Source organism: Micromonospora siamensis (assembly GCF_900090305.1).
Classification (GTDB): domain Bacteria; phylum Actinomycetota; class Actinomycetes; order Mycobacteriales; family Micromonosporaceae; genus Micromonospora; species Micromonospora siamensis.
On record NZ_LT607751.1, the window covers coordinates 4,669,403 to 4,692,937 of the forward strand.

Genomic DNA, 23,535 nt, shown 5'->3' on the forward strand with positions numbered 1-23,535 from the left:
GGTGAAGTCGTCGGCGGTGCTGGTGCGGTAGGTGATCGGGCCGGCGGCGTCCTCGGCCGGTGACCGTCACGACACCGCCGTCCTGCCCAAGGCGACCAGCCGATGCGCAGGCCGGCAGATAAGGGGGATTGCCCGTGCGAAGGGGCGAAACGGGCGGAGCCCCGTCAACCGCGACGGGGCTCCGCTGTGGCATCACCAACAGCAATATGGACGGATCAACGGACATCTTTCACGTCCTGCCGATGGGGTGACGGTCCCAGAGGGACCATCACCCCACCATCGGCGATGTTCTACCGTTGATCCGCGGTGGCAACTATGGAAGAGTCGCCGAGCCCACGACGGACCGCCCTACCGACCTCCTCGACAGCGGAGTTCGCCGGAACGGTGACCTTCTCGTCGGTGAACAGGAATCCGGTTCGCACACCACGGTTCTCGGTGGAGACGATCACATAGCTGCCTGACTCGTCCCGCTCGACGCCAACCGCGCGAGTGCCTCGCGCCAGGGCAGCAAACGACCTGACGCCTGCCAATTTCAGCAGGGGCCGCAAAAGTTCCTTCACGTCCTCCGCAGAAATACCGCGCATCGGCTCCTCGCCGACCCGGAGCCCTTCCTGGACCAGCGAGCCGACCTCACCATCGGTCGCCTCGGGCGCGACGACCCGACACCAACCGTTCACCACGAGCGGGCCGTTCACCACTCTGGAATGGCTGGACACATAGATACGTCCGTCGGCGCGCTGGTAGACATCGACCCACCCGCTCATTTCACGATCACGTACCTCACGTCGATTCCTCGAGCCAACCCATAGCGGTAACCGTCCACCATGGCAGCATACTGTTGGCTCGATACTGTACCCGACGGGATACCGACGATCAAACTTCTATTCTTGATGTCCGTTTCCTTGATCGTGATACCGCCGTACGTGCGGCCCTTGTATCTTTCGAGCGCCCGAATGTCCCTGCGCAATTCCGTCTGGAGCGAACTTCCGTTATAGAAGCCATTGTGCAGAGCCTTGGTCTTGATACTGGTCGCAGTTCCGGTTGCGAAGTCGAAGGCGTCGATGGTCGGGTTGTTGGGTGTAGGAAGGCCCGGCAGGCCCATCTCATCCATGATCCGCTTCTCGAGCGCATAGCCACGCTGCCGGAAGGGGAGATCCCAGAGGCCGCGGCCCGCAGCGGCATCGTCCGCGTACTTGGCCAGCCGCCTCGCGGTGATGAGCGCGGACCCCAGCGCACCGATTCCATGGGCGATCTTGCCGCCGGGCACCGCGTCCACCGCGGTGAACCCGCACGCCAACTTGTCGCCCTGGAGGCAGTCCGGCGCGTCGGAGAACGGGATGAATCCGACGGCCGCTTCGACCATGGGGTCCTTGCACAGTTCAGCGGGGACGCAGGAGATCGGGATCGGAGTTCCCTGCGGCGATGGCGACGGCGTCGCCCCCGGCGATGGAGACCCACCCCCACTGGACCCACCTGCGCTGGGCGCGGGCGTGGGCGACGGGGTGGCCGACGGCGGGACGTAGGAACCGCCGCCATCGTTGATCCAGATGTGCCCGTCGAGCTCGACGGCGCTGATGGGGTTCCCACCACCGAACGCGTAGCGGTTGCCGGTGAAGGGGTTCAGCCCCAGGTTCATGTCCGACAGGGCGCCGTTGTAGTTGTCGCGGGTCAGGAACCGGTTGAGACCAGGGCTGTAGTCCCGGAACCCCATGTCGTACGACTCGGAGTTCTGGTCCCACCGCTTGGAGTTGAACCGGTAGAAGTTGTAGGGCTCCTTGGTGGGGTCGGCGGCGTCCGGCTTGTCGATCCCGGTGAACTCCGCCTCGTTGTCCTTACCGTAGGCCGTGTAGCCGTAGGTGGCCTTGGTCTCGCCGGCGTCGTCGGTCAGCTGTTCGACGTCGGTGTGCGGGTTGTAGCCGTAGTAGGCGTCTTCCTCGGTGCCGTCGTCCTTGTGCGTCACCTGCGACAGCCGTTGCCCGCCCGGCCCGTACTGATAAGACTTCGCGACCTTGCCGGCGACCACCTCGTCCAGAATCTCCTTGGAGAGCCCGAGGTAGTTGAAGTTGGTCGTCTTGGCGCCAGGGCCGCCGGCGTCGGTCGTCTTGGTCGCCGTCCGGTCCAGTGGGTCGAAGGTGTACTTGGTCGAGACGGTGCCGGAGGCCTTCTTCTTGCGATTCTCGATGACGTGGTCGAAGCCGTCGTAGACGTTCCGCTCCATCACCGTGCCGGCCGCGGTCACCGTGTCCAGACGACCGAACGGGTCGTAGTTGTACGAGGTGGTCGCCCCGCCGGCAGACGCGGTCAGCAGCCGGTTGCGGTCGTAGTTGAACGTCGTCGTGGAACCGCCGAGGGTCTGGTTGATGACATTGTTGTTCGCGTCGTGGACGTAGCTTTCCGTGCCTGGCGTGTCGCCCGTCTTGGTCACCGACACCAGCCGGTCGCGCGGGTCGTACGTGTTCTCAGTGGTGTTGAAGATGTACGCGGAGTGGTTGTCCGCACGCATCTTCTTGTTGACGTCCTTGGTGCGGTTGCCATTGGCGTCGTAGTACATGGAGTGCTCGGAGACGACCACTCCGTTGGGCTTCTTCTCGACCTGGTACTTGAGGGGCCCGTCGAGATAGTACGTGTAGTTGACCGTGTTGCCGTTACCCTTGGTCTCCTTCGCCTTCTCGCCGCGATCCGTGTACGTGAAGGTAGTGGTCTTCTTGTCCGGATCGGTCGGCGACTTACCGTTGGTGACCTTCTCGACCAGGTCGCGCGCGTCGTACTCGAAGACCGAATACTGCTTCTTGTGCACGGTGGTCAGCGGGGCGCTGTTCTCGTTGTAGGTGAATGAGGTGGTGTTCTTCACCGCCCCGGACTTGCTCTCCGTGACCGTCTGCACCTGGTTCAGGCTGGTGTAGTCGACGGCGTAGGTGTCCACCGGCGTGTTCGGTGACGAGTCGGTGATGGCTACGAGGTTGCCGTTGGGGTCGTACCGGTAGTTGTATTCGTGCTTTTCGTCGTCGGTCTCACCGGTGTTGTTGCGAACCAGCTTGACCGCGTCCGCCACGACCACTCCGGTGGCCTGGTCCGACAGCGACACCTTGTGGCTGTTGCCCTCGGTGAAGCTGTAAGAGCCGAGGCTGACCCAGGTGGCAGCGGCGGTGTTCTGGTTGACCGTCTTCGACGTGTTCCCACCCCCGTGGCTCACCGTGTATTTAGCGTCGGTGGCCGCGCCGGTGACCTTCGGGTAGCGGGCGAAGACCTCGTACGTGCCGGACTGCGGCACGTTCAACTGCCAGGTGAAGGTGTTCGCGCCGGATCCGGCGGGTCGGGTCGCGTAGTCGATGCCGTACTTGTCGCCGGCCGTGGTGGCCGGGGTCCAGGTGCCGGTGGTCGTGGTGTTGTTGAAGTCGGAGTTGTCGACGAGGACCACCTGCTTGCCGACCGGCACGCCGTCGTCTGCACGAGACTTCAGCTTGCCGTCAGGGTAGTGGGTCCAGGTCATCGTCCGGTTGGCCGTCGAGTTGGAGGGGTCCTCCCCGGCCGGCGTCAGCGTCCGCTTGGTCTGGGCGCCCAGGTCGTTGTACTCGTAGGCGGTGACGATGTCCCACGGGTCGCTGCTGGTCTTCGTCCAGCCGTTGTCGAAGTACGTGTACGTGGTGTTGTTCCTGGTCGCCTCACCCGCCGACGGCGGCGCCGACTGGGTCTTCAGCCGCCCCACCTCGTCGTACTCGTAGGTGGTGACGTCCGCCGCCGTGTAGCGGGAGTCGTCCTTGTCGTACGCGGTCCGGCTCTCCTTGACCCGGTTCAGCTTGTCGTAGACGTTCACCGTGGCGAAGTCGTTCGGGTCGTCCGGGGTCGCCACGCCGCGCGGCGTGGTCACCTTGACCTGGTTGCCGACCTCGTCGTACTCGAACCTGGTCACGTTGTAGGTGATGGTGCCCGCGTCGTTCTTGTGCGGTGCCTTCACCTGGGTCGGCTTGCCCCTCGCGTCAAGGCTGACCTCGGTGGTGTTGCCGAGCTGATCGGTGGTGGCGACGACCAGGCCGTCCCGGTCGTAGGTGCTCGTGGTGAACTTCCCCAAGGCGTCCGTCGTCTTCAGGATGCGGTGCGCCTGGTCGTGCTCGAACACCGCCGAATAGTCGTCGGTGGCGGCCGATGCGTTCTTCCGTGGGTCGATCACCTTACGGACGTTGCCCACATCGTCGTACTCGTAAGAAATCCGGTGACCCGCACCATTGGTGATGCTGGTGAGCTGGTAGATCGCGTCGTAACCGTTGGTGACGGTGTAATCCCCGACCGTCGCGGTCAGGTTGCCCTTCGGCTCGGTTGTGGTCAGCAGGTGGCCGACCTTGTCGTAGGTGTAAGAAGTCCGCCGCTCCGGATCGCCCGCGGAGTCAACTGGAGCCAACGAGTAGCCCAGCTGGTCGGCCCTGTCGTAGTACGCCGTTGTGGTGGCACCGTTCGGGGCCGTCGACTCGTAGACGTTGTCGTTCTCGTCGTACTTCGGCGCCGGCGTCGTCACCCACTCACCAGCGGCCTGGTTCTTGGCCACCTGGTTCTCCAGCGGACGGCCGAAGGTGTCGTATGTCTGGAGGGTGTCGTGGTTAAGCGCGTCTGTGACCTTCAGGACGTTACCGCGCGAGTCGTAGACGAACTTCGTGGCCCGGTTCTCCGCGTCGGTGGTGATCTGCGGGTAGCCGTTGGGGTCGAAACTACTGTTCGTGGTGACGTTGTCGTTGGCGTCCTTGGCCGTCAGCTGCTGGCCCCACGCGTCGTAGGTGTAGGAGGTCTTGTAGTCGTCCGGGTCTGCCGTGGTGTTGCCCATCGGGTCCACCACCCAGGACAGGTCGCCGTCGGTCTCGTACCCGAAGGTCCATTTACGACCCTCGGGGCTCGTCTTTTCAGCGAGGTCGGCGACGTATCCGTTGAGCTGGCGCTGGTAGGCCAGCACCGTACCCGATGTGCCGTTCTTGACCGCCTCAGCGTCCTTGATCTCGGTCGGGTAGCCGGTCTTCTGATCGAACGTCCAAGTCGAAACGGCGCCATTGGTCTCCTCGAGCCGGATGACGTTGTGGTCGTCGTCCCAGCCGAGCTTGGTTTTCTGGCCCTTGGCGTTGGTGGTCTCGATCGCCCGGCCGTAGCCGTCCTGCAGATAGGCCGTCGCGCGGTTCTCCGCGTCGGTGACCGTCGCATTGATGTTGTTGCCCTGCGGGCCGTCCGGGTCCACGTAGCCGAACTGGGTCAGGTAGCCCAGCCGATCGGTGTAGGACTTGGTCGTCCAGTGGAACTTCGGGTCGTCCCCGGTCTGCGGAGAGTTGTAGACGATGCCGGTGCCGTAGCCGGCCGAGGTCGCGTTCGACCGCGGGTCGGTGACCTTGACCAGCTTGACGTTCTTGTTCCCCTGCGTCATGTCGTAGCGGAACGAGAACACCTTCGGCGCGCCCTTGGTGGAGCCGGCGCCGTCGATCAGCTCACCGAGCAGACCCTTGTCGGTGTACGTGAAGGTCAGCTTCCGCCCAGAGATGTCGGTGATCTGCGAGACGTGGTCGATGATCTTCGGGTTGGTCAGCCCACCGGTCGCCCGGACCTTCGTCCAGTTGACGTCGTCGATGTAGTCGAACGTCTGGCCCTTGGCGTAGTAGTCCAGGGTCAGCGTGGTCCGACCGGCCGCGTCGGTGATGTACTTCAGGAACTTGGTGGGCGCGTTGTTGCTCTTGCGCTCCTCGTAGGTGAAGCGCATCTCGTTGCCGTTGTTGTCGACCGTGCTGGTGAGGAAGCCCTCGCAGTCGTAGAAGAACTGCGTACGGTCGGGCTTGGTCAGCCGCCACGCCTTCGGCTCCTGCGTGTTCGGCTTGCAGTCGAGGGCGGTGACCTTCTCCAGGTACAGGTGCACACCCTTGGGGCTCTTCCACGCCGAGGTGGCCGCGTCCCAGGTGAACCAGTGGCTGGTGCCGTCGCCGTCGGTCAGGGTGACCTTCGTCGGGTTCGGGTTCGGGTGGAAGTCCAGCGGAGTGCCCAGGCGCATCATCGACGACGCCTGCAGCGACCACCCGAAACCGGCCACCGAGTCGGAGGTGTCCAGCGAGTTGTAGGACATCCGCACGAACGTCGACAGACCCCGCGACGGGTTGGTCAACGCGTTGTACGACCACACCGTGTTGCCGGAGTACAGGTTGTTCATCAGCGTGCCGCCGGCACCGGTGTTCTTCCCCGCGTACGAGTAGAACTTCTCCAGACCCAGCTGGTCCGACGTCGGCTCCTCCACCGCCACGTTCTGCGGCAGCGGCTGGATCGCCGGCACGGTGTCGGTCAGCTTCTTGCCGGTCAGCTTGTTGCGCAGGCTCCACTGCAGCACGTAGTCGGTGCGCTTGTTCCCGTCCGTCGACGACGGTGGCGTCTTCACCTGCGCGGTGACGTCCACCGCGGCGCCGGGTGCGATGTTCTTCGGCAGCGCGGTACGCAGCTCGAAGGCGGCGTCGGTGGCCGGGTCCCCGGTCACCTCCGCGAGCCCGTCGGGCCGCTTCCAGTCGTAGCTGAGCTCCCAGTCGGTGGTGTTCCACGCGGCCAGGGTCGGGTTCGACACCGTCACCGGCACCGTGTAGGTGGAGTTCGCCGTGGTGACCTGCGGCGTGGACGCCGCGTAGTACGTCGACTCACCGGTCTGCTCGAGGTAGGTGACCTCCAGCGTCGGCCGCAGCATCGGGTCCGCCCCCTCCGAGGAGAGCAGCATCGCCCGCGCGGTCGCGTTGACCTCGTCCCGCTGGCGCAGCAGCAGGCCGTAGTTGGTCGCCGCGTTCTTCACCCAGCCGTCCACCGCCGAGGTGACGTCCCAGGTCTCCCACTCCGGGTCGTTGGTGAACCCGTTGAAGCTGGCCTTCCACGCGGTGTCGTAGTCACCGCCCTTGGTGGTCCAGGGGTTCACCCCGTCGTAGGTGTCCCAGGTCGCCTTGGTCTCGGTGAAGTTGCGCTTGAGCTTGTAGACGTCGACGTACTCGTCGGTGTCCGTGCCCGGGTACAGGTAGGTGTTGTACATCCGCAGCTCGGCGTCGACGACCCTGGCGTCGGTGGGGATGCCGGCCAGCGAACCGAACTTCACCAGGCCACGGGTGTCGCCGTAGTACGACGAGTTGTTGCCGGGGCTGACGTACGGGTCGCCGTCGTAGACGTCCACGTTGCTGGTCGGCCGCCCCGCGGACAGCGTGGTGTCGGTCTGCCCGGTGCGGTAGATCCGGGTGACCTGACCGGCCTTCGGCAGCATCGCCGGTTGGGTCGGGCCGGCCAGGAGCTGCCCGTCGCGGGTCTTGACCGCGACCATGTAGTAGTAGAACTTCCGCGCCATCGGGTCGGTGTTGTCCGCCGCCGTCGGCACCGCGGTGGTGTCCTGGTACGTGCGGGTGGCCGAGGACACCGGGGCGATCAGGGTCGCCGCCGACGGGGTGAAGCTCTGGTGGACGCTGCGGTGCACCTGGTACTCGACGACGTCGTCGCCGGTGGCCGTGGACGGGTCGGTGTACGCCGGCCAGTCCAGCACCGCACCGGTCGCGGTGACCGTCGTCGGCGGGCTCACCGCCACGCCGGGCCGCCCGTAGGTGACGACCAGCTTCGGCAGGTTGTAGTCCCGCCGGTCGTTGTTGTAGTAGTACTCGGACGCCTCGTAGACCGGGCCGCCGCGACCCTTGGTCGCCTCGTCGAGCGCCTTGACCATGAGGCCGTAGTTCGGCTGGGTCCCGTTGACCCACTCCTGCACGACGTCGCGCACCGGGAACGAGTTCCAGACGCTGGACTGGGCGTACTTCTTGACCGTGCCGGCCTTGGTGAACCGGACGGCGTCGGCGATCGCGGCGTAGCCGGTCACGCCGTTGAGCACGACCTTGCCGGTGGTGCCGGCGACGAACGGGTGGGTGCCGAGGGTGACCCAGGCGCCCGCGCTGCTCGGCGTGGTCTGGTCGACGTAGTACTTCTTCGAGCCGCCGCTGTAGTACACGGTGTACGGCGCGTTCGTCGGCCGGTCGGAGGCGCCCACGTAGTGCACCTCGACCTGGTAGTCACCGGACTCGGTGATGGTCGGCACCCAGGTGTGGCTGTCCGTCGAGGCGGAGCTGCTGTGCCACTTGTAGTCGCCGTTGATGCCCTTGGGTGCCAGCGTCCCGGTGGAGTACGGCCAGCTGCCGACCACCGAGGTGCCGGCGTCGCCGTCGTCCTTGAGCACCGTGTTCGACGCCGGGGCGCCCGCGAACCTGGTGTTCATGGTGCCCCACGTCGCGGTGCCCTCGGTCCAGTCCGCGGTGACCCGGTGCGCCTGCATCGGCACGTCGTACGCCCAGTCGGTGTGCGTCTGGGAGTAGTACAGCTGGAGCTGCGCGTCGTCGATCGTCGTACCGGCCGGGATCGCGTCGACGTCGAACTTCAGCAGCGACCGCCAGGCGGCCGTCGAGGTCGTACCGACCTTCAGCTGGTAGGTGTCGTTGTAGTTGGTGGTGCTGGCGCCCGAGTAGATCTGGACGTCCTGGGCGTCGGCCGGCACCGGGCGGACCTGGATGGTCGGGTCGACGACCACCGGGTAGACCCGCGCCGGGTCGTTCAACCACGACGCGTCCGCGGACAGGGTGATCGTGGTCTGCCCGTACATCTGCTGGACGCGCTGGCTGACCTTGTCGCTCCACACCTTGCCGTGCGGGGAGGTCGCGTCGTCCTTCGCGTCGTACATGTACGGCGCCGGCATCACGAAGGCCGGCTCGCCACCGCCGGGCCGCACGAAGGCGATCGAGCCGTCCGCGCGCTGCTCGGCGACGAGGCCGGCGGTGTCCAGGGTGAAGGTCCAGGTCGCGGCGCCGGTCGGCGCGTCGCGCAGGACGATCTTCTCCTTGAGCGCGGTGGGGGTGACGTCGTAGACGACGTCCGCGCCATCGGCCAGGCCCGGGTAGGTGACGGTGGAGCCGGTGACCTTCGGCGTCACGCCCCTGGCGGCGCCGGTCAGGCCCAGCTCGATGCTCCGGCCGTCCTGCTCGAAGCGGACGAGGTCCTTGGAGCTGGTGCCGAAGAGGCTGGTGAAGCTGTTGGTCCGGTTGCCCTGGACGTACCCCTTGGTGGTGGTCGGCCGGACCTGGGTGTCGATGGCCTGCCAGGCGCCCTTGGCGTCGCGGTAGTGCAGCGGGGCCATCGAGATCTCGGCCTGCGTGCGGCCGTCGGCCAGCTGGTAGACCCGGCTGTTGGCGGTGCGCTTGCCCGGCAGTTCCCTGACCCGCTTCTGCGCCGGCCAGACCTTGGCCTCGGCCGGCGGCTCGCTGACCGCCAGGCCGGCGGCGGGAGCCTCGGCCTTCGCCTCCGGCTTGCCGCCGGCGACGACGCCCCGGGCGGCCCGGCCGAGCTTCGACAGGAAGCCGTCGTCCTCCTCGGCGGTCCCCTCCGGCGTGGGTGCGCCCTTCGGCGCGGCGTGCGCCGCCTGTGGGCCGGAATATCGGCCCGGTAGGGCCTCCATCCCGCCCAGCGTGGCCACCAGGGCCACCACCAGACCCCCGATCAGGGGGACTCTTGATCTTTTCTCCACCGTTACCCTCCGGTCCACCGCCGACACGTCGGGTAGAGGCTAGGAACGGCACCTACTCGGAGGGCTACCGCGCCGCTATCGCGAGGAAGTCTCCGCAGGGTGGGAGGTTTGGCGACGTGGAAGAAGGGGTACGGCCGGCGTCCACCGTGGACGGACCGGTGCCGGGGAAGGCAGGAAGAGGGCATAGAAACGGGTCAGGACCGGGTCCGCAACTCCCCGGTCCTGACCCCCAGCCGTCCGGCGTGGTAGCGGAATTCGCCACGGAGAGCGCGGCAGGCGGGGCACGCCGCCCACGCCGGGCTCCACACGGCGAGCCGGCCCGCTTGCACTCAGCTCCACGGTGCCCAACTACCGGACTTCGGCGCGTCCGGCGAACTCACCCCGAAGAGTCGTTGGACGCGGGGCCCAATTTAGGCGCGTCGTCGCAGCTCGGACAAGCTTTGGCGGGTGCGGGCGGATGTGATTGACGCCAACGTCAAAAACCGGCATGTCGCCGTAACGAGGTCAGCCGATCCGGCGCTGTTCCTTCCCGAGGAGAGGAGTACGTTCCGGCGTCGGGCGGCCCCCGGTGAGCGTACCGGCCGCCCAGGCGCCCGCGGCCAGAGCCAGCGCCACCAGGTGCAGCAGCCGCACCCCGGCGGGGGCCGGAATGGTGGCGGCCGGCAGGGCCGGGAGCACCGCACCGCCGGCCAGGCTGACCGCGAGCGCGGCGCGCCAGAACCGGACCGGTCGGGCCGGTGGACCGGAGGGCGGCGGGCCGGCGCAGACCCGACGGCGGGGCGCGGCCCACAGCGCCAGCCCCAGCACGACCGCCCCGCCCACCGCCGAGCTGAGCAGGTCGGCGAAGGTCCACCAGTACATCCCGGTGGTGGCGTGGAAGTCGATGCCCAGCGCCCTCGGCCAGCGCTCGGTGTGGGTGACCCGGTCCAGGACCACGTGGCTGAGCGCGCCGATCAGCGCCGAGCAGACACTCACCTGCCACGGGTGCCGTACGCGGCCCAGCGCGGCGTACTGCGGCCAGTCGAACAGCCGCTGCCCGGGCAGGTGCACCGCCACCCCGGCGATCGTGCGCCGGACGAGCCAGGCGTAGCCGAGCGCCACCGGCAGGCACCACCAGAGCACCCCGCCCAGGGTGTGCGTACGCATCCCCAGGGCGAGGGGTGTGCCGACGAAGAGGTAGCCGACGTCCGGCGCCATCGCCCCGGTGGCCAACGCGACCCCGTCGAACCAGCGCGGTCGCCACAGCTTCAGCGGCAGCACCGGCGCCAGGTGCGACGGGAAGGTCAGCGGCACCTGCCCGACGTTACCGGCCCGCGCCCGCCCCGAAGAGCGTTAGCAGCTCGCGGAACTCCTTCAGGTGGACCACCCCGGGATCGTCCGGGTCCAGCTCGTCGTGCTCCAGCACCCAGGTGTTGTCGTTGGGGATGAAGACCGCGTTCAGGCCGGCCGCCCGGGCCGGCCGGATGTCCGAGCGCGGCGAATTGCCGATCATCCAGGCGACCGCCGGGTCGAAGCCGTGTTCCCGCGCCAGCCACCGGTAGGTGTCGACGTCCTTCTCGGGCACGATGTGCGCCGCCCGGAAGTGGTGCAGCAGCCCACAGGCGTCCAGCTTGCGCTGCTGTTCCTCCCGCTCACCCTTGGTGAGCAGCAGCAGCTCGTGCCGGCCGGCGAGCGCGTCCAGGGTGTCGGCCACCCCCGGCATCAGCTCCACCCGGTGGGCGATCAGCGCGGCGGCCAGCTCGTCGACGGCCCGCCGTTCCGCCTCGGTGGCCGGCCGCTCCCGCAGCCGCTCCAGGCACTCGCCGAGACTGCGCAGGAAGACCTTGGAGCCGTAGCCGTGCGCGACCGCGTTGGCCCGCTCGATGTCGTCGAGGATGGCCCGGATCTCCGTGCGGTCCAGCTTCGGGTGGTCGATCCAGCCCAGGAAGTCGTCGATCACCCGCTCGAAGACGACGTTGTTCTCCCAGAGCGTGTCGTCGGCGTCGAAAACCAGGACCTCTGCCTCGCGCGGCTGCGCCATGCGGCCTCCTCCCGTGTCCGGTGCCGGGGAAACCGTACTCGGACGGGCTCGCCGGATCACCCGGGTTTCGGGCCCGGCCCACTCGGGCTCGAGCGGCCTTGGTCAGGCGATCTGACGAATGTCGTTGCCATAGTCGAAGATGATGCGGAGCTTGGCTCCCAGTGCCTCGGCATAGCGGGCGAGCGTGGCGACCTCGTTGACGTCGAGGTCGCCGTTCTCGATCTGGCTGATGCGGCCGGGTGTGACTCCCATGGCCTGCGCCACGTCCCGCTGCGTCAGGCCGAGGCGCTTCCGCTCCTCCGCGAGGTGGAATGCGCTCACCCATGCCTCGGTCCGCTCGCGCTCTGCTTCCAGAGCCACGCGGTGGCCGTCGTCCAGGTCAGCCCGGACGTCCTCCCAGTCATGGAACTCCGTCGTCACGGCTTCTCCTCCCGACGCTGGGTCTCGTGGATGATCCAGTCAGCGTAGGCATCCTCGGCTTGCGGCACCGCACGGTTGTACCACCGGTCCCAGTCTCCAGCCTTGTTGCCGGCGACCAACAGCACAGCCTGGGACCACGGGTCGAACACGAACAGGATCCGGATGGAAACCTGCTGACCCGATCGTGCAACCAGTCACGGACCTGTCCGGTCACCTTGATGGTCCACCGCCGCCCACCCACGGCGGAAGTATAGCCCGGACTAAAGTTCAGCGGCGGAGGGTGAGGATGAGGTCGGCGACCAGGGCCGTCCACCCCGTCTGGTGCCACGCACCCAGCCCGGCCCCGTTGTCACCGTGGAAGTACTCCGGGAAGGCGATCAGGTCCCGCCAGTCGGGGTGGGTCTGAAACAGCTGGGCCGCGCCGTAGATCGGCCGCCGGCCCCAGTCGTCGCGGGTGAACATCGAGATCAGCCGGGCGGAGAGGTCGTCGGCGATCTCGTCCAGGGTCTTCTTCACCCCCGAGCGGGTCGGGTACTCCACCTGGAGGTCGTCGCCGAAGAACGCCGCGTAGTCGCGCAGCGCGCTGATCAGCAGGAAGTTCGTCGGCATCCAGATCGGCCCGCGCCAGTTGGAGTTGCCCCCGAACAGCCCGCTGGTCGACTCGGCCGGCTCGTAGCCGACGCAGAACTCCTGGCCGCCGAGGGTGACCGCGAACGGCTTGTCCAGGTGCGCGCGGGAGAGCGTACGCAGGCCGAACTCGGAGAGGAACTCGTCGGTGTCGAGCATCCGGGCGAGCAGCCGGGTCACCTGCTCCGGGCCGACCATGGACAGCAGCCGCTGCTGGCGGCCGTCGGGGCCGAGCCGGCGGGCGCCGATCACGTGCGCGTACTCCGGGCGGTGGGTGAGGAACCAGCGCAGCCGGGCGCCCAGCTCGGGCAGCCGCTGGAGGGTACGCGCGGTGAGCCGGGTGGTGGCGGCCAGCGGCAGCAGCCCCACCACCGAGCGGACCTTCAGGGGCACCTGGCTGCCGTCGGCCAGCCGCAGCACGTCGTAGAAGAAGGCGTCCTCGTCGTCCCAGAGCCCCTGCCGGTACGCCGCCCCGGCGATGTACGCGAAGTGCTCGAAGAACTTGGTGGCGGTGTCGACGTACGCGTGGTCGTGCTCGGCCAGCACGACCGCCATGTCCAGCAGGTTGAGCGCGTACATGGCCATCCAGCCGGTGCCGTCGGACTGCTCCAGCACCCCGGCCACCGGCAGCGCGGCCGAGCGGTCGAACGGGCCGACGTTGTCCAGCCCCAGGAAGCCGCCCTCGAAGACGTTGTTGCCGCCGGTGTCCTTGCGGTTGACCCACCAGGTGAAGTTGAGCAGCAGCTTGTGCATCACCCGGGCGAGGAACTCGTGGTCCCGGGAGCCGTCGATCTCGAACACCTTCAGCGCCGCCCAGGCGTGCACCGGCGGGTTCACGTCGCCGAACGCCCACTCGTACGCCGGGATCTGCCCGTTGGGGTGCAGGTACCACTCGCGCAGCAGGAGCAGCAGCTGGGCCTTGGCGAAACCGGGGTCGACCCGGGCGATGGTGACGCAGTGGAAGGCCAGGTCCCAGGCCGCGTACCAGGGGTATTCCCACGGGTCCGGCATGGAGATCACGTCGAAGCTGTTCATGTGCCACCAGGCGCTGTTGCGCCCGTGCCGGCGTCCGGCCGGCGGGGGCGCCGAGCCGGGGTCGCCGTCCAGCCACCGCTGCACGTCGAAGTGGTAGAACTGCTTGCCCCACATCAGCCCGGCGATGGCCGTACGGGCGATCAGCGTTTCGTCGGGGTCGGCGGCGGCGGGGATGACCCCGGCGAAGAAGCGGTTCGCCTCGGCCCGGCGGCCCCAGAACACCGCGTCGAAGCCGTCGGTGAGGTCGGCCGGTCGGGGGGTGCCGCCGCCCGGCGGCGGGGCGGTGCGGGTCAGTCGCAGCCGGATCTGCCGCTGCCCGCCGGCCGGCACGTCCAGCACGTAGTGCAGGGCGCCCTTGGTGCCCTGCCGGTCGGGGTTGACGGTGTCCGCGCCGTCGACCACGTGGTCGTTGATGCCGTCCTTCGGGTACGCCGACCGGCCGTCCAGTCCCCACAGCCGCTCGGCGTTGGTGTCGTTGTCGCAGAGCAGCGGGGTCGGCTCGCCCTCGCCCTCGAGCACGATCTGCCCGAGCACCCAGTGCTCGCCGACCAGCCGGGCCCCGCTGCCCGTCCCGGGGTCACGGTCGGCGCCGACCAGGTTCGGGATCCGGTCGCCGCCGGGCAGCCCCCAGGCCCAGGTGTTGCGGAACCAGAGCGTGGGCAGCACGTGCAGGGTCGCCGCCTCGTCGCCCCGGTTGGCGACGGTGACCAGCACGCACATGTCGGTCGGCGACGCCTTGGCGTACTCGACGGTCACCGCCCAGTACCGGTCGGCGTCGAAGATCCCGGTGTCCACCAGCTCGTACTCGGTGTCGTCCCGGCCGCGCAGCGCGTTGACCGCGACCAGTTCGTCGTACGGGAAGGCGGCCTGCGGGTAGTGGTAGCGCCAGCGCATGAAGGAGTGGGTGGGCGTGGAGTCCTCGTACCACCAGTACTCCTTGGCGTCCTCGCCGTGGTTGCCGCCGTCGCCGCCGAGGCCGAACATCCGCTCCTTGAGGATCGGATCACGGCCGTTCCACAGCGCCAGGGCGAAGCAGAACGTCTGCCGGTCGTCGCAGACGCCCGCCATGCCGTCCTCGTTCCACCGGTAGGCTCGGGACCGCGCATGATCGTGGGGGAAGTAGTCCCACGCGGTGCCGTGTTCGCTGTAGTCCTCCCGTACCGTCCCCCACGCCCGCTCGGACAGATAGGGGCCCCATGCGCGCCAGTCCTGCTCCCCGGCGTCGGCCTGGGCCAGGCGCAGCCGCTCGGCGTCGAAGGCGGGTTCGTCGGAGTGCGAACGGTCGGTGATCACCTGCACATCTTCGACGCCGCCGGGGTACTTGACCACAGCGCCCATTCTCGTCGTGGCGTGTTACACCTCGCCGCCACTGGAGGGAAGTTGATCGACATCGGTTTCGGACCGCAGGTGTGCGGCGACCTGACCGCCGCCGCCGGCCGGGAGTGGCTGGTCACCGACGGCCGGGGCGGCTACGCCATGGGTACGGTCGCCGGCCTGCGCACCCGCCGCTACCACGGCCTGCTGGTGGTGGCCGGTGCGACGCCGGCCTCCCGGAAGGTGGGACTGGTCGGCCTCGACCCGGCGTTGACCTGGCCGTCGGGCGCCCAGGTGCGGCTCGGCGCGCACGAGTGGTCCTCCGGCGACGTCGACCCGCGCGGCTTCGAGCTGCTGGAACGCTTCGAGCTGGTCGACGGGCTGCCCCGCTGGCGCTGGCGGATCGGCGACGTGGTGGTCGAACGCGAACTGGCCATGACGTACGGCCGGTCCTGCGTGGCCGTGGTCCACCGGCTGGTCTCCGGCGGCCCGGTCCGGCTCGACCTGGCGGCCGTCTGCACCTGGCGGGACGCCCACGGCGAGCGGCGGGCCGACGGGCCGACCCCCCGGATGGAGCAGGCCGACGGCGGGGCGGTGGTGGAGGGGGCGTTCCGGATCTCCGGCCCGGACTGGCACCCGGAGGGCCAGTGGTGGCTGGGCGTGCACCACCGCGAGGAGGCCGCCCGGGGGCTGAACCCCGACGAGGACCTCTGGTACGCGGGCCGGTTCGCCGGGATGCTGGAGCGCCCCGGGGACACCGTGTCCGTGCTGGCCTGGGCCGACGACCTCGCGCAGGAGCCGCCGCCGGCGACGGAGGTGGTGGCCGCCGCCCGGCGGCGCAACCGGGCGGTGGTGGCGGCGGCCCACCCGGCCGACGCGGTCGACGCGACGCTCGCCCTGGCCGCCGACGCGTTCGTCGTCCGCACCGCGGCCGGCCCGGACGTGGTGGCCGGCTATCCCTGGTTCGGGGCCTGGTCGCGGGACACGATGACCGCGTACGAGGGGTTGTTCCTGGCCACCAACCGGTTCGACGAGGGTCGGGAGCTGCTGCGGTCGTACGCGGCGACGCTGTCGGAGGGGATGCTGGCGAACACCGCCGACACCGGCCGGGTGGAGTACAACACCGTCGACGCGGCGCTGTGGTTCCTGCACGCGGTGGACCGGCACGTCACCCTGGCCGATGACGCCGACCTGGGCGCGGAGCTGCTGCCGGCGCTGCGCGGGATCGTCGACGCGCACCTGGCCGGCACCCGGTACGGCATCGCCGTCGACCCGGCCGACGGGCTGATCACCCAGGGCGGCCCGCCGGACGTGGCGCTGACCTGGATGGACGCCCGGGTGTACGGGGTGCCGGTGACCCCGCGTACCGGCAAGCCGGTGGAGGTCAACGCGCTCTGGGTCAACGGGCTCGCCGGCCTGGTCGAGCTGGCGCAACGGGCCGGTGAGGACGCCGGCGATCTGATCCGGCTGCACGAGCGGGCCCGCACGGCGTTCCGCGCCCGCTTCCCGGCCCCGGCCGGCTGGCTGTACGACGTGGTGGACGCGCCCGCGCCGGCGTACCCGCTGGGCGGGGCGGCCCACCACGACGACGACCTGCTCCGCCCCAACCAGCTGCTGGCCTGGTCGCTGCCGTACGCGCCGATGGAGCCGGACGAGCCGATGCTGCGCCGGCTGCTGGCCGGGCTGTTCACCCCGCTCGGCCCGCGCAGCCTCTCCCCCGACTCCCCCGGCTTCGCGGGCCGGCACCGGGGCGGCCCGGCCGAGCGGGACGGCGGCTACCACCAGGGCACGGTGTGGCCGTGGCTGATCGGCCCCCTGGTGGATGCCCATCGGCGGGCGAAGCTACCGGTCGATAACCTTTTGGTCGGACTTGAGGGTCATTTGGTGGATTTTGGGATAGGTTCGGTGAGTGAGACGGCCGACGGTCTCGCACCGCACGCCGCAACCGGGTGCCCCTTCCAGGCCTGGTCCGTCGCCGAGCTGCTGCGGGCCCGCCGGAGCCGCTAAACACGCTTTACACAGTCGCAACGGCGACGTCTCCACCGGTTATCCACCCCCGGCGAGGATTGGTCACAACCCAGGCCACGACCCGGCACCCGGTCACGGGCGCCCGGTCGAGCCTGCGCGGGACACCACCTGAAGGGGGCCGCATGTCACCGGACGCCGACGTGATCGACATCCACCCCACCCGGCGCCAGCGGGTGCTGATGCTGTCCTGGGAATATCCGCCGGTGCTCGTCGGTGGCCTCGGCCGCCACGTCCACGCCCTCTCCGTCGCCCTCGCCACCGCCGGCCACGAGGTCACCGTCGTCACCCGCCACACCGACGGCGCACCCCTCGAGGAATACGCCGACGGCGTCCGCATCCTGCGCGCCGCCGAGGACCCCGTCCGCTTCCCCCTCGCCACCGACTCCCTCCTGGCCTGGACCATGGCCTTCAACCACACCCTCACCCGCGCCGCCCTGCGCGCCACCGAAACCGGCGCCTACGACGTCATCCACGCCCACGACTGGCTCGTCGCCCACACCGCGGTCACCCTCGCCGAACACCTCGACCTGCCGCTGGTCACCACCATCCACGCCACCGAGGCCGGCCGGCACCAGGGCTGGCTGCCCGAGGAGATGAACCGCACCATCCACGGCGTCGAACACTGGCTGAGCAACGCCTCCGCCCGGGTGATCGCCTGCTCCGGCTACATGCGCGAGCAGGTCACCCGGCTCTTCGGCGTACCCGACGGGCGGGTCGACGTGGTGCCCAACGGCGTCGACGACCGGGCCTTCAGGGCCCGGCCCCGCGCGGTCGCGGACGCCCGGGCCCGGTTCGCCGGCGAGGGCCCGCTGGTCGGCTTCGCCGGTCGGCTGGTCTACGAGAAGGGCGTCCAGCACCTGGTACGCGCCGTGCCGCAGCTGCGGCGCCGGCATCCCGGGCTGCGGGTGCTGGTCGCCGGCGACGGCCCGTACAAGGCCGAACTGGTCGCCGAGGCCGACCGGTTGGACCTGCACGACACGGTCCGCTTCACCGGCTTCCTCGACTCGGTCGCGCTGCCCGCGATGCTCGGCGCCACCGACGCCACCGTCGTGCCCAGCCTCTACGAGCCGTTCGGCATGATCGCCCTGGAGGCGGCCGCCGCCGGGGCGCCCCTGGCCGTCGCGGCCACCGGCGGGCTCGCCGAGATCGTCGAGCCCGGGATCACCGGCGTGACCTTCCCGCACAGCGACCCCGACGCCCTCGCCGGCGCGGTGGACCAGCTCCTCGGCGACGAGGTCTTCGCCCGCCGGGTGGCCCGCCGGGCCCGCGGCATGGTCACCGAGCGGTACGGCTGGTCGACCATCGCCGCCCGCACCGCGACCAGTTACGCCACCGCCCGTCGGGAGCACGGCCCGTTCCAGGCCCGGCGCGCGGCCACCCTGTTGGCCGGCGGGCGCGGCCGGATCGTTATCCCCGACGGCAACCTGCTCGCCATCGAGGGCGCCGCCTGCTGAAGAAGAAATCCGACGACCGATAGGTCCGCCCCGATCCATTGGCTAAGTTGTACGTCGGCCAACGGTGAGGAGAACGGTGCAGCAGGTAGTGATCGCCGGTCGGTACCGCCTGCTCGAGCTGGTCGGACGGGGCGGAATGGGCCGGGTCTGGCGGGCTCGGGACGAGGTGCTGGACCGCGAGGTTGCGCTCAAGGAGATCGTGCCCCCGGCCTGGCTGGCCGAGTCCGAACGCGACGAGCTCCGCCTGCGTACGCTGCGCGAGGCGCGGACCGCCGCCCGGCTCAACCACGCCAACGTGGTCCGCGTCTACGACGTGGTCCGGGTCGAGCACCACCCGTGGATCATCATGGAGTACGTGCCGTCCCGGTCGCTGCAGACCGTGCTGGACACCACCGGCCCGCTCGACCCGGTCCGCGCCGCCGACATCGGACTGTCGCTGCTGGCCGCCCTGCGCGCGGCGCACGACGCCGGGGTGCTGCACCGGGACGTGAAACCGCAGAACGTGCTCGTCGCCCACGACGGCCGGGTGATGCTCACCGACTTCGGGCTGGCCACCTTCGACGGCGGCGACGGGCTGACCACCCGCCCCGGCATGGTCCTCGGCTCACCGCAGTTCGTCGCCCCGGAACGCGCCGCCGAGGGGGTGTCCAGCGTGGAGGCGGATCTCTGGTCGCTCGGCGCCACCCTGCACGCGGCCGTCGAGGGCCGCTCGCCGTACGCCCGCAGCACCGCGATGGCCACCCTCGCCGCACTGGCCTCCTCCCCGCCCGACCCGGCCCCGAACGCGGGCCCGCTGCGGCCGGCGCTGGAGGGGCTGCTCCGACGCGATCCGCGCAGGCGGATCCGGCACGACGAGACCGCCCGTCTGCTGGAGGCGGTCACCCGCCCGGCCGCCACCGTCGAGCCGCCGACCGAGCAGCTGCCCGTGGCCCGTTCCGGCACCGCGCTGGTCACCCCTCCCCCCGCCTGGCCGGGGGCCCGCCCACCCGCCGGCGACTCAGGGTCCGGCGGGCTGTCCGGCGCGGCACCGGCCAGCCCGGCGGTGCCGCCTCCGGTCGGCCCGCTCGGCGGCCCCCGGGACATGGCCGTGCACCGCGGCGCGGCCGTCGTCCGCCCGGGCGGCTCCGACACCCCGCTCGACGTGATCCCGGGCCCCGTCCCCGCCTCCGGCGTGGCCCGGGAGTCCGGGCACGGCTGGACCGGCGCCCCGCTCGACACCGGGCCGCCCGCCGGCGGGGGCCCGTCCTGGACCGCCGGTCCGCTCGGTCCGCCGGAGCCGCCGCCGGGCGCCCGGCCGGGGCGCAGGATCGGCGACGGCGCCCAGCGCTGGGCGCTGCTGGCGATGGCCCTGCTGGTGGCGGTGGCGGCCGGGGTGGGCACCGCGCTGGCCGTCACCCGGGACATCGACGACGACCGCCCCGCCGGGGCCGGCGGCAGCAGCGCGCCCCAGGAGCATCCGGAACCGCCGCCGGGCGGCGAGCCCGGCCGGCGCGGCGAGGACGGTTACCGTCCGCCACCGCCGTTCCCCTGCCTACGGCCGGACCCGGTCGGCGAGCCGATCGCCCGGGGCAGCGCCACTGCCGACGACGGGTTCCGCCCGCCGGCCGGCTGGACCTGGCACGCCGGCACCGGCTACCGGATCGCCGTGCCGGTGGGCTGGCTGCTCAGCCGGAACGGCACGGTGGTCTGCCTGCGCGACCCGACCAGCCGGCGCACGGTCAGCGTCGAGCCGGTCACCTCCGACGCGGCGGACCCGCTGGCCCGGCTGCGCGCCGAGGAGCGCCGGGAGCTCGACCGGGGCACCCTGCCGTCGTACGACAAGGTGCGGCTCGCCGCGGACGGCCGCGGCGCGGTGTGGGAGTGCCGGTGGGTCGCGCCGTTCGGGGAGCGCCAGCACGCGCTGCGGATGCTGCCCGGCGGTGACCTCGGTGGCTGGACGATCGGCTTCAGCACCTCCGACGCGGACTGGGAGGCGGCCCGGCCCGAGCTGGCCGTGTTCCGGGAGAGCTTCCGCTCCGGAGCGTCGGCGCGGATCACCCCCACCTGAGCCGCGCCGCGCCGCGCCGGGCACGCGGGGCGCCGCGCCAGCGGATGAGAAATCGCGTACCGCTGGCTATCGTGTACCCGGGGTGACCGAGGGGGACGCGACGTGCGGCAACAGCTGGTCGCCGGGCGCTACCGGCTGCGGCAACTGGTCGGCACCGGCGGCATGGGACGGGTGTGGTTGGCCCGCGACGAGATGCTGCACCGCGAGGTGGCCGTCAAGGAGGTCGTCCCGCCGAACTGGCTCGCCGAGGCCGAACGCGACGAGCTGCGGCTGCGTACACTGCGCGAGGCGCGTACGGCGGCCCGGGTCGACCACCCCAACGTGGTCCGGCTCTACGACGTGGTGCACGAGGGCGAGAGCCCCTGGATCGTGATGGAGTACGTCCGCTCCCGCTCGTTGCAGCAGATCATCACCACCGAGGGCCCGCTGGATCCACGCCGGACGGCCCAGGTGGGGCTCGCCGTGCTGGCCGCGCTGCGCGCCGCGCACGCCGCCGGGGTGCTGCACCGCGACGTCAAACCGCACAACGTGCTGGTCGCCGACGACGGGCGGGTGGTGCTCACCGACTTCGGGCTGGCCACCTTCGACGGCGGCGACGGGGCGATGACCGGTCCCGGCCTGGTGCTCGGCTCGCCGCAGTTCGTCGCCCCGGAACGCGCCCGCGACGGGGTCTCCGACCCGCGTACCGACCTGTGGTCGCTCGGCGCGACGCTCTACGCGGCGGTGGAGGGGCGGTCGCCGTACGCCCGGGGCAACGCGATGGCCACGCTGAGCGCGCTGGCCACCGAGCCACCGGACCCGGTACGCCGGGCCGGCCCGCTGCGGCCGGTGCTCACCGGCCTGCTCCAGCGCGACCCGTTGCGTCGACTCACCGCGGCCGAGGTCGAGCCGCTGCTGCGCGGGGTGGCCGGCTCGGCCCTGGTCCGGCCGGCGCCCTCGGGTGGTGGCGGGGGCGGCGTCGCGCTGCCCGCGCCGCGCGATCCGGGGCCCTCCGACCGGGTCGTCGGGCCGGCGCGGGCCGACCGGGCGCCGGTGGACCGCATCGAGCAGCCCGCCCGGCACGGCCCCGGCCCCGCCTTCGGGGTCGACCTGCCCGCGGCCGGTGGCGGCGGCCCGGGGACGACCACCGCCGCCGAGCTACCCGTGGCCGGCGGCCCCGCCGTCGGCGTCGAACTGCCCGTGGCGGGTGGCGGCGGCCCTCGGCCGGCGCCGGGCAGCGTCCAGCTCCGACCGGTCACCGGCCACCCGGTCGGCGGGGCGGCGAGCGGCCGGTACGCCGAGCCGGCGCCGCCGGCCGCGACTGGCGACAGCCGTACCGACGGCGTCCCGAACGCCCGGCCCTCCCCTCCGGGCCGGTCGGCCCGGCGTACCCGACTGGTCGGGGTGGGCGCGGCGGTCGCGCTGCTCGCCGGGGCCGGCGCGGCGGTGGCGCTGCACGACGCGGACGGCCCGGACCGGCTGCCGTCGGGCGCCGGCTCCCCCGCGGTGACCGCACCCGCCACCGCGGGTCCGGCCACCACCGGGCCCGCCACCGGGGCGGCGGTTCCGGCCGCGTTCGCCTGCGGCACGCCTCCGTCGACGGCCACTCCGGTCGCCACCTCGCCACCACGGGCCGGGGAGGACGCCCTGTTCCCGGGGTGGACCTGGTACCGCGACCCGGCTGGCTGGCGGATCGCGACACCCACCAGGTGGCTGCGCTGGACCGAGTCCGGGGTGACCTGCTTCCGCGAGCCGAACGGCTCCCGGCTGCTCAGCGTGGCGCCGGTGGAGCCGCCGGCCGACCCGGTGGCGTACTGGCGGGCCGAGGAACGCCGGCTGCGGGGCGCCGGCGCGCTGCACGACTACCGAAAGGTGGAGATCTCCGCGCTGGAGATCTACGGCCGGAACGCGGCGATCTGGGAGTGCGTCTGGCGCAACGCCGCCGGGGTGCGGGTGCAGTCGGCCCGGCTGCTGGCCCAGCCCGCGAAGGGGCGGGCCTACGCGGTGGCCTGGCTGACCACGGAGTTCGACTGGCAGGTCAACGGGCAGTATTTTCCCATGATCCGGCAGAGCTTCGACGACGACGGCTGAGGCACCATCCCCTGTGGACGTCCGGTCCATTGCCCCCTCGGTCCCCCTCTGGCACAGTGGCGTAGTTTTGTGGATCAAGAACTTCCGGGGAGGCGAGCGCCATGATGGGACCGTCCCACGCACTGTCCGGCGCGGCGGTGTGGCTGGCCGGGTCGTGGGCGCTGGACCACTTCGCCGACTACCACCAGTCGCCGCTGGCCCTGGCCGTCGGCACCGCGGTCTGCGCCGGTGGTGCGCTCTTCCCCGACCTGGACCTCTCCGGCAAGGTGACCCGCAACCAGGGCGGCGCGACGGTCGCCCGCACCTTCGGGGTCTTCTCCCTCTTCGTCGCCGAGGTGATCGAGAAGATCTCGCTCGGGGTCTACTACGCCACCAAGCTCAGCCGCGACCCGCGCCGCAACAACGGCCACCGCACGCTGACCCACACCCTGCCGTTCACCGCGCTGGTCGGCTGGGGCACCACCACGCTCTGCGCCGCGTACGGCAAGTGGGCGGTGGTCAGCATCCTGTTCTTCATGATCGGGCTGGCGCTGCGCGGCCTCTTCGACGAGTGGGCGGAACGGGCCGGCTGGGTCATCGTCACCCTGGCCTCGGCCGCCGCCGCCTGGTACACGTTCGCCAACCTCCCCGGTGACCGGGGCTATCCGATGATCGGCCTGGCCGTCGCGGTCGGGTGCGTGGTGCACATCCTGGGCGACATGATCACCAAGGCGGGGGTGCCGATCCTCTGGCCCATCCCGATCAAACGCCGGATGTGGACGATGATCGGCCTGCCGAACAGCATCGCGCTGCGTACCGGCAGCAAGGCCGAGGTGGTGGTGCTGCGGGCGGTGCTCACCGCCGTCGCCGTGCTCGCCGCGGTGGGGCTGGTCGCGCCCGGCGTGCTGCGCCGCTTCGACATCGAGATCTGACCGCCCGGCGCACCCCTGGTGGGATTCGGGGTGCGCTACCGCGCGGTACGGGCGACGGTGGAGCCGGTGGCCGG

Annotated in this window: 12 protein-coding genes; 5 read left to right on the forward strand and 7 right to left on the reverse strand. The window is 70.7% G+C overall.

Annotated features, from left to right (window positions below; genetic code table 11):
• Positions 1 to 290: 290 nt before the first annotated feature.
• The 7 genes from GA0074704_RS21250 to GA0074704_RS21280 form a co-directional block, all read right to left on the reverse strand.
• On the reverse strand, positions 291 to 764 hold the full coding sequence (locus GA0074704_RS21250; RefSeq protein WP_088972125.1) for a hypothetical protein: 474 nt from the start codon (positions 762 to 764) through the stop codon (positions 291 to 293).
• Positions 761 to 9,466 (reverse strand): golvesin C-terminal-like domain-containing protein, encoded by an 8,706-nt coding sequence (locus tag GA0074704_RS21255; RefSeq protein ID WP_157743760.1) that lies wholly within the window; start codon positions 9,464 to 9,466, stop codon positions 761 to 763. Before GA0074704_RS21255 ends, GA0074704_RS21250 begins: the two co-directional genes overlap by 4 nt.
• A gap of 573 nt (positions 9,467 to 10,039) precedes the next feature.
• A complete protein-coding gene (locus GA0074704_RS21260) occupies positions 10,040 to 10,828 on the reverse strand; it encodes a DUF4184 family protein (protein WP_088972127.1) in 789 nt (262 codons plus the stop codon).
• A 10-nt stretch (positions 10,829 to 10,838) separates the two neighbouring features.
• Positions 10,839 to 11,555, reverse strand: a complete 717-nt coding sequence (locus GA0074704_RS21265; RefSeq protein WP_088972128.1) for an HAD family hydrolase — start codon at positions 11,553 to 11,555, stop codon at positions 10,839 to 10,841.
• A gap of 102 nt (positions 11,556 to 11,657) precedes the next feature.
• Positions 11,658 to 11,975, reverse strand: coding sequence for a helix-turn-helix domain-containing protein (locus tag GA0074704_RS21270; protein WP_088972129.1), 318 nt, complete (start codon positions 11,973 to 11,975; stop codon positions 11,658 to 11,660).
• Entirely contained in the window at positions 11,972 to 12,169 is a 198-nt protein-coding gene (locus GA0074704_RS21275; RefSeq protein WP_197697679.1) for a type II toxin-antitoxin system RelE/ParE family toxin, read from the reverse strand. The genes GA0074704_RS21270 and GA0074704_RS21275 overlap by 4 nt, the downstream gene beginning before the upstream one ends.
• A 73-nt stretch (positions 12,170 to 12,242) precedes the next feature.
• Positions 12,243 to 14,975 (reverse strand): MGH1-like glycoside hydrolase domain-containing protein, encoded by a 2,733-nt coding sequence (locus tag GA0074704_RS21280; protein WP_088972131.1) that lies wholly within the window; start codon positions 14,973 to 14,975, stop codon positions 12,243 to 12,245.
• 42 nt (positions 14,976 to 15,017) lie between these two features.
• Here GA0074704_RS21280 and GA0074704_RS21285 point away from each other — a divergent pair, with 42 nt between their 5' ends.
• From GA0074704_RS21285 to GA0074704_RS21305, 5 genes are all read left to right on the forward strand, one after another.
• Positions 15,018 to 16,958 carry an amylo-alpha-1,6-glucosidase gene (locus GA0074704_RS21285; protein ID WP_088972132.1) on the forward strand — a complete coding sequence of 647 codons (1,941 nt, stop codon included), beginning with the start codon at positions 15,018 to 15,020 and terminating at the stop codon, positions 16,956 to 16,958.
• A 143-nt stretch (positions 16,959 to 17,101) separates the two neighbouring features.
• A complete protein-coding gene (locus GA0074704_RS21290) occupies positions 17,102 to 18,433 on the forward strand; it encodes a glycosyltransferase family 4 protein (RefSeq protein WP_088972133.1) in 1,332 nt (443 codons plus the stop codon).
• A gap of 76 nt (positions 18,434 to 18,509) precedes the next feature.
• Complete coding sequence (locus tag GA0074704_RS21295) at positions 18,510 to 20,480, forward strand: serine/threonine-protein kinase (protein WP_088972134.1); 1,971 nt, start codon at positions 18,510 to 18,512, stop codon at positions 20,478 to 20,480.
• A gap of 162 nt (positions 20,481 to 20,642) precedes the next feature.
• Positions 20,643 to 22,550 carry a protein kinase domain-containing protein gene (locus GA0074704_RS29535; protein WP_408632011.1) on the forward strand — a complete coding sequence of 636 codons (1,908 nt, stop codon included), beginning with the start codon at positions 20,643 to 20,645 and terminating at the stop codon, positions 22,548 to 22,550.
• Between the two features lie 101 nt (positions 22,551 to 22,651).
• On the forward strand, positions 22,652 to 23,461 hold the full coding sequence (locus tag GA0074704_RS21305; protein WP_088972136.1) for a metal-dependent hydrolase: 810 nt from the start codon (positions 22,652 to 22,654) through the stop codon (positions 23,459 to 23,461).
• Positions 23,462 to 23,535: the final 74 nt, after the last annotated feature.